Origin of the sequence: Streptomyces misionensis, assembly GCF_007896895.1 — a bacterium.
Classification (GTDB): Bacteria; Actinomycetota; Actinomycetes; order Streptomycetales; family Streptomycetaceae; genus Streptomyces; species Streptomyces misionensis_A.
Genome location: NZ_VOGW01000041.1, coordinates 39,067 through 46,908, shown reverse-complemented (window position 1 = coordinate 46,908; position 7,842 = coordinate 39,067). Strand labels below are relative to the sequence as shown.

The 7,842-nt window shown below is 74.9% G+C and carries 6 protein-coding genes; 2 read left to right on the top strand and 4 right to left on the bottom strand.

Going from position 1 to position 7,842, the window contains the following annotated elements; genetic code table 11:
• Positions 1-59: 59 nt before the first annotated feature.
• Positions 60-3,233, top strand: coding sequence for a cytochrome P450 (locus FRZ03_RS07295; RefSeq protein ID WP_146464395.1), 3,174 nt, complete (start codon positions 60-62; stop codon positions 3,231-3,233).
• A 141-nt stretch (positions 3,234-3,374) separates the two neighbouring features.
• Positions 3,375-4,667, top strand: coding sequence for an ROK family transcriptional regulator (locus FRZ03_RS07290; RefSeq protein WP_146464330.1), 1,293 nt, complete (start codon positions 3,375-3,377; stop codon positions 4,665-4,667).
• Between the two features lie 21 nt (positions 4,668-4,688).
• Here FRZ03_RS07290 and FRZ03_RS07285 read toward each other — a convergent pair whose 3' ends face one another.
• The 4 genes from FRZ03_RS07285 to FRZ03_RS07270 all read right to left on the bottom strand — a co-directional run bounded on the left by FRZ03_RS07285 (position 4,689) and on the right by FRZ03_RS07270 (position 7,835).
• Positions 4,689-5,441 carry a dienelactone hydrolase family protein gene (locus FRZ03_RS07285; protein WP_146464329.1) on the bottom strand — a complete coding sequence of 251 codons (753 nt, stop codon included), beginning with the start codon at positions 5,439-5,441 and terminating at the stop codon, positions 4,689-4,691.
• Positions 5,442-5,530: 89 nt separating this feature from the next.
• A complete protein-coding gene (locus FRZ03_RS07280; protein WP_146464328.1) occupies positions 5,531-5,770 on the bottom strand; it encodes a hypothetical protein in 240 nt (79 codons plus the stop codon).
• Between the two features lie 24 nt (positions 5,771-5,794).
• Complete coding sequence (locus tag FRZ03_RS07275; RefSeq protein WP_146464327.1) at positions 5,795-6,826, bottom strand: SDR family oxidoreductase; 1,032 nt, start codon at positions 6,824-6,826, stop codon at positions 5,795-5,797.
• Positions 6,827-7,178: 352 nt separating this feature from the next.
• Positions 7,179-7,835 carry an HAD family hydrolase gene (locus tag FRZ03_RS07270; protein WP_146464326.1) on the bottom strand — a complete coding sequence of 219 codons (657 nt, stop codon included), beginning with the start codon at positions 7,833-7,835 and terminating at the stop codon, positions 7,179-7,181.
• Positions 7,836-7,842: the final 7 nt, after the last annotated feature.

The following is a 7,842-nucleotide window of genomic DNA, read 5'->3' as shown; positions in this document are numbered from 1 at the left end:
TCCCCCCTCACCGTCACCAGCTCGCCCCCGTGCCCCCCCCTCCCCCGCTGAACCTTCCGATATCCCCGCACTGCACCGCCACACCGCACCCCGCCCCCGCCGACGTCCCCGTCGTGGACCTCGGCACCACCGGTCTCGGGCGCACCCCCATCCAGCACACCATGGGCCTGATGCGCACCCACGGGCCGGTGCTGGTGCGCCGGCTGCACGGCCGCGAGGCCCTGTTCGTCGCGGACGCGGACCTGGTCGCCGACCTCGCCGACGAGGACCGCTTCGCCAAGCACATCGGACCCGCGCTGGAGAACGTGCGCGCCTTCACCGCCGACGGCCTGTTCACCGCGTACAACGACGAGCCCAACTGGGCCAAGGCGCACGACATCCTGATGCCCGCCTTCGCGCTCGGCTCCATGCGCACCTACCACCCGGTGATGCTGCGGGTGGCCCGCCGGCTCATCGACTCCTGGGACCGCGCGGCCCACGCCGGGCGCCCGGTCGACGTGGCCGACGACATGACCCGGATGACCCTCGACACCATCGGACTCGCCGGATTCGGCTACGACTTCGGCTCCTTCGGGCGTGAACGGCCGCACCCCTTCGTGGAGTCCATGGTCCGCTGCCTGGAGTGGAGCATGACCCGCGTGGCCGCGCCCGCGGACCGCGACCACGCGGCGGCCGACGCCGCCTTCCGCCGGGACGCGGACTTCCTCGCCGGGGTGGTGGACGACGTCGTCGCCGCCCGCACCGGCACCGACCAGAGCGGCGCCGAGGACCTGCTCGGGCTGATGCTCAGCGCGCCGCACCCGGCGGACGGCACCACCCTGGACGTCGCCAACATCCGCAACCAGGTGATCACCTTCCTGATCGCCGGGCACGAGACCACCTCGGGCGCGATGTCCTTCGCCCTGTACTACCTGGCCAAACACCCCGCCGTGCTGCGGCTGGTGCAGCGGGAGGCCGATGCGCTGTGGGGCGACGCGGCCGACCCCGAGCCGACGTACGAGGACGTCGGACGGCTCACCTACACCCGTCAGGTGCTCAACGAGGCGCTGCGGCTGTGGCCGACGGCCGCCGCGTTCAGTCGGCACGCCCGCGAGGACACCCTGCTCGGCGGCCGGATCCCGCTCGCCGCCGGACAGCCCGTCACCGTGCTCACCCCGATGCTGCACCGCCAGCCCGTCTGGGGCGACAACCCGGAGCTGTTCGACCCCGAGCGGTTCACCGCCGAGGCGGAGGAGGCCCGCCCGGTGCACGCCTTCAAGCCCTTCGGCACCGGTGAACGCGCGTGCATCGGACGGCAGTTCGCGCTGCACGAGGCGACCATGCTGCTGGCCCTGCTGGTGCACCGCTACCGGCTGCACGACCACGCCGGCTACCGGCTCGACGTGAAGGAGACCCTCACCCTCAAGCCCGAGGGCTTCACCCTCACCCTCACCCCGCGCACCCGTGCCGACCGCACCCACGCCCCGCTGCCCGGCGCCCCCGCGCGGAACGAGCCGACGACGGCTCCGGACGCCCTTTTGGCCCGGGTCCGCCCCGGCACCGGCGCGCTCTTCCTGCACGGCAGCAACTACGGCACCTGCCGCGCCTTCGCCGGTCAACTCGCCGACGAGGCGGCCGCGCTGGGCTGCGCCACCGAGGTCGCCGCCCTCGACGCCTACGCGGACGGGCTGCCCACGGACCGGCCCGTCGTCATCACCGCCGCCTCCTACAACGGCCGCCCCACCGACGACGCCACCGCCTTCGCCGCCCTGCTCGACGGCGTCCCCGACCTCACCGGCGTGACGTACGCCGTCCTCGGGGTCGGCGACCGCAACTGGTCCGCCACCTACCAGCAGGTCCCCACCCGCATCGACGCCCGCCTCGCCGAACTCGGCGCCACCCGGCTCACCGACCGCGCCGCCGCCGACGCCTCCGGCGACCTCACCGGCACCGTACGGGAGTTCACCGACCGGCTGCGCACCGCGCTGCTCACCGCGTACGGCGATCCGGACGCCGACCGGGACGCCCGGCCGGAGCCCGGCCACGCCTACGAGGTGCGCACGCTCACCGGCGGCCCGCTGGACGCCCTCGCCGAACGGCACGGGCTGACCGCGATGACCGTCACCGAGGCGTACGACCTCACCGCCCCCGGACACCCGCGCACCAAGCGGTTCCTGCGCATCGCGCTGCCCGAGGGCGTCACCTACCGCACCGCCGACCACCTGGCCGTCCTCCCCGCCAACGCCCCCGACCTGGTGGACCGCGCGCTCACCGCCCTCGGCCTGGACGGCGACACCGTGCTCGACATCCGCGCCACCCGTGCGCGGCGCGACGGACTCGCGGTGGACCGCACGCTGACCGTGCGGCAACTGCTCACCCACCACGTCGAGTTGCAGGAGCGGCCCACCGCCCGGCAGCTCGCCCTGCTGGCCGAGGCCAACCCCTGCCCGCCCGAGCGCGCCGCCCTCGCCGCCCTGCCCGGCGACGACCCGCGCACCCTCGTGGAACTCGCCGAGGACCACCCCGCCCTGCGCGGCGCTCTCGACTGGCCGCTCCTGCTCGACCTGCTGACCCCGCTGCGGCCCCGCCACTACTCCCTCTCCTCCTCACCGGCCGCCGACCCGCGCCACGCCGATCTCATGGTCTCGGTCCTCGACGCCCCCGCCCGGTCGGGCCGCGGCCGCTACCGGGGCACCGGCTCCGGGCACCTGGCCGGTCTGCGGCCGGGCGACACCGTGTACGCCCGGGTGCAGCCGTGCCGGGAGGCCTTCCGGGTCGACGGCTCCGCGCCGGTGGTGATGGTGGCCGCGGGCACCGGACTCGCCCCGTTCCGCGGCACCGTCGCCGACCGGACGGCGGCCCTGCGCGCGGGCGGCCGGCTCCCGGAGGCCCTGCTCTACTTCGGCTGCGACGCCCCCGACGCGGACTTCCTGCACGCCGAGGAGCTGGGCGCCGCCGAGGCCGCGGGCGCGGTCCGGCTGCGCCCGGTCTTCAGCGAGGCACCCGAGAACGGCGCCCGCTTCGTGCAGCACCGCATCGCCGCCGAGGCCGACGAGGTGTGGGCGCTGCTCTCCGCGGGCGCCCGGGTGTACGTCTGCGGCGACGGCGCCCGCATGGCGCCGGGTGTCCGCGAGGCATTCCGTACCCTGTACCGGGAGCGCACCCCGGGCGCCGACGAGGCGGCCGCCGGGCGCTGGCTCGACTCCCTGGTGGCGCAGGGCCGTTACGTCGAGGACGTGTACGCGGCCGGCTGAGCCGGGGATGCCGCCCCGCCGGGACGCGCGCCGGAACACCCGCCTTAGCTCACAGCGTGAACTAAGGGTTGGTGGAAAGTCGCGTTCCGGCTGCCCGAAGGAGTATGTTGCAGGTCGGGCATGGTTCGTGAAAGGAGCCGCATGGCGGGGCGGAACGGGCGCACGGTACGTGACCTACGACGGGGCAACCGCACCGCGGTACTGCAACGGCTCTACTTCGACGGCCCGTTGAGCCGCTTCGAGCTGGGGCCGGCCACTGGCCTCAGCTCCGGCTCGGTCAGCAATGTGGTCGCCGATCTGGTCGCCGACGGGCTGGTGGAGGAGGCCGGCAGCGTCGACTCCGACGGCGGCCGGCCCCGCACCCTGCTGCGGGTCTCCCCGGACAGCGGACAGCTGATCGGTGTCGACGTCGGCGAGACCCGCGTCCGCATCGAGCTGTTCGACCTCGCCCTGACCGAACTGGCGCGCACCGAACGCCCGCTGACCCCGCAGGGCTACGACGCCGAGGTCATCGCCGGGCACATCCGCGACGGCGTCGCCGAGATGCTCGCCGCCGAATCGGCCGTGCCCGAGCGGCTGCTGGGCGTCGGGATCGGCGTGCCCGGCATCGTGGAGCACACCGCCGACCGGGGCGCCGTCGTGCACGGGCAGACCATCGGCTGGGACGCGGTCCCGCTGGAGCAGCTGCTCCGGTCCTCCTCCGAACTCCCCGAGACCGTGCGGTACTTCATCGACAACGGGGCCAAGACCCTCGGCCAGGCGGAGATGTGGTTCGGCGCGGGACGCGGCGCCCGCAACGCGGTGGTCGTGCTGTTCGGCTCCGGTGTCGGCGCCTGTCTGGTCACCCCCGAGGTGGAACGCGGGCGGGCCGTCGAGTGGGGCCATCTGACGGTACGGGTCCGCGGGCGCCGCTGCCGGTGCGGCGCCCCCGGCTGCCTGGAGGCGTACGCGGGCGCCGAGTCGCTGCTCGCCCGCTGGCGCGAGGAGGGCGGCCGGCCACCGGCGGACGCCGACGAGGAGACCGCGCTCACCGCCATGCTCGCCGCCGCCTACCCGGCCGGGGACGGCGCCGCGGACCCGGTGGCGCTGGCCGTCCTGGAGGAGACCGCCGAATACCTGGGGGCGGGGCTCTCCGACCTGATCAACCTCTTCCAGCCCGAGCGGATCATCGTCGGCGGCTGGGCCGGGCTCCAGCTCGGCACCCGCTTCCTGCCCGCGGTACGCCGGCACGCCACGACCTACGCCCTGCGCCACCCCGCCGACAAGGTCTCCATCGAACTCGGCCGGCTCGGCCCGGACGCGGTGACCGTCGGCGCCGCGATCCTGCCCCTGGCCGACTTCTTCGCCGCCGGCGGCCACCGCCCCGCTCCGGCCCCCGAAAGCCCGCTCCCGCTCTGGCGGACGGCGCTGCGGGAGCGGGCCCCGGGGGTGTGACGGCGCGACGGCCCCGGTGGCTCAGCCGTTTTTCAGGGTGCGGCCGAGGAGGGGGAGCAGCCGGTCCCAGTGGCGCTGGTACGCGGCCGGGTCGAACGCGTCGGTGTCCGACATGGTGAAGCCGTGGACGGTGCCGCGGTAGACCTCGGTGCTGTGACCGACGCCCGCGGCCGCGAAGGCCACCTCGATCTCGCGGATCGCCTCGGGCGACATGTCGTTCTCCGCGAGGCCCAGGTGGACCTCCGCGGTGAGGTGGCCGGGGATCAGGCGGTGCGGGCTGTCGGGGGCGTCGGTGACCAGGAACCCGGGGTGGAACCCGGCGACCGCGGCCACCCGGTCGGGGTGCGCCGTCGCCGTACGCATCGCCAGCACGGCGCCCATGCAGTAGCCGATCGCGCCGACCGGCCCCGGGCCGACCTCGGGCTGGGCGGCGAGGAACGTGAGGTAGGCACCGGCGTCGCGCAGAACGCGGTCGGTGGTGTGCGCGTCGACCAGGGGCTTCAGCCGGGCGATGACCTCGGGCCGCTCCTCCTCGCCGATGTGCTCGGGGAGGTCGATCAGCGGCGCCGGGCCCTGGCGGTAGTACACGTTGGGCACCAGCACGCAGTACCCGTGCCCGGACAGCGTCCGGGCCATCTCCTCCAGCACGGGGCGCAGGCCGAAGGCGTCGGGGTAGCACAGCACGCCCGGGTGCCGTTCGCCGTCGTCGGGGAAGGCGGCGAAGGCGTCGGCGACACCGTCCGGGGTGGGGATCCGAAGAGTCTTGGTGGGCATGTCCGGTCATGCTTCCCCCGGCCGGCGCCGGCGCACAAGGGACCGGGCCGACCGGTCACCCGTCCCGGTGAGGCACCGTGCGCGCCCCCTCAGTCCGCGGGTTCCTGCGGCTCCGGGTGTTCCGGGTGGACGGTGCCGGTGCGCGGGGCGCCCCGGGGACCGGCACCCGCCTCGTCGGGGTCGGGCGCCTCCTCGTCCGGGCCGGGCGCCGGGTGGTCCGGGTCCCAGTGGTCGTCCGGGTGCGACTGCTGGTCCGGCAGATCGCGCGGAACCGGCTCCGGCGCCTCGTCGGGCTGCTTGTCGTGCGGCTGTTCGTGCTGTGCGGCCATGTCGTCTCTCCCCGATGCGTCCGGTCAGCCCACCGCGCCGCTGTGCATCGGCGCGGTGTTCATGCCGCCGCCCTGCCGCAGCCCGTCCAGGAACTCCTCCAGCACCTCCGTCGCCGTCCACCGCGGCCGCCAGCCCAGTTCCTCGCGGGCCCGGGCGCAGTCCATCAGCGGCAGCCGCAGCACCGCGTCGAACAGGTGCGGGGAGGCCGGCAGCAGATGCATGCCCCACGCCGCGGCGATCGCCGAGCGGGCCGCCGTACGCGGCAGCCGCACCGGACGGGAGCCGAACAGTTCGGCCAGCACGGCGGCGTCGAGCGGCGGCTCGGCGGCGAGGTTGAAGGCGCCGCGGGCGGTCGGCGAGTGCACCGCGAGCCGGTAGGCCTCGGCGGCGTCGTCGGTGTGCAGGGCCTGTACCCGCAGGCCCGGGACGTCCGGCAGGAACGGCAGCAGGTCGGGCCGGGCCAGTTGGCCGGGCAGGAAGCGCCCGCCGAAGATCCGGCGCTGCTCGCTCGCCGACTCCCACTTGAACAGGAACGCCGGGCGCATCCGCACCACCCGCACCTCGGGGTGGTCGCGCTCGAACACGTCCAGGGTGCGCTCCAGATAGGCCTTCTCCCGGCAGTACGCGGCGTCCGGCCAGCCGTGCGTCGGCCAGGACTCGTCCACCGCGCGGTCCTTCGGGCCCGGCGAGTACGCGCCCACGGACGAGGCGTGCACCAGCACCGGCACCCGCGCCGCGGCGACCCCCTCCAGGACCCGGAGCCCGCCGAGCACATTGGTCCGCCAGGTGGTCGCCGGATCGTGCGTCGGCTGGAACGCCCACGCCAGATGGATCACCGCGTCCGCGCCCTCGAACCGCTCGGCCAGGTTCGCCCGGTCCGACGCCAGGTCGACGGCGGACCACTCGGTCTTCGCCGGCGACCAGTCGGGCACCCGCCGCGCGATGCCCCGGACCGACTTGATCCCGGGGTCCTGGGAGAGCAGACGCACCACGCTCGTACCGACGTTGCCGGTGGCTCCCGTGACCACCACCCTGCTGCCCGCTGAGCTGCTCACCTCGGCTCCTTCCGGTCCTCGGGCGAAAGGCCCGCGCCGACCGGCCGGGTACCCGGGCGCCCCGCACGCACACACGCACCCGGCCCGGCTCCAGCGCCCCCCGTCACGTCCGGGGCAGAAGGAAGCCCCGGCCGTGACGGGGGGATTCACGGCCGGGGCGGTCTGTGGGTGGGCACGGATGGCGGTCGCCTCTCGGCGAAAGGCTCCACAGGGCTTCAGCCGAACGATCGTCCCTGTGGGCAAAAGGTGAGGCCCGGGGACACTGTCCCATCCGCACCCACGGTCGGTTCAACGGGCGGGCGGGCCGTGGTGTTCCACCCCCGGTCGTGACGTGCCTCACACGAGGTGACCGTCAGGCGAAAGGGCTGGTGGCGAGGCGTGCCAGCAGATCGGCGGGGTCCGCGTAGACGGCCTGCGCGCCCGCCTCCTCCAGATCGGCCCGGGGGATACCGCCGCACAGCACGCCCACACAGCGCACCCCGGCCTTGGCGCCCGCCCGCATGTCCCACACCGTGTCCCCGACGAACACCGCCCGCGAGGCCGGCGCCCCGGCCAGCTCCAGCGCGTGTTCCACCGGCTCCGGAGCGGGCTTGCCCTGCTGCACGTCGTCGCTGCTCGCGGTGTCGGCGATGGCGTCGTCCGCGTCGATCGCCCGGCGCAGCGCGCCCAGCTCCGAACCGCTCGCCGAGGTGGCCAGGACGACCGTCCAGTCGTCGTGGTGCAGCCGCCGCAGCAGTTCCCCGGCCCCGGGCAGGGCGGGCAGCCGGTCGAAGTACTGTCCGTACAGCGCCTTGTGCGCCGCGCTGAGCGCGTCGTCCTGCTCCCGGTCGCGGTCCTCGCCCAGCAGATGCGCGATCAGGTCCGACGAACCGAGGCCGACCGCCCGGTGCACCGCGTGCATGGGCACGTCGTGACCGGCCTGCCGGAACGCCTCCCACCAGGTGACGACGTGCAGGTGATTGGTGTCGACGAGGGTTCCGTCGACATCGAAGACCGCGGCGCGCTCCATCCGGTGA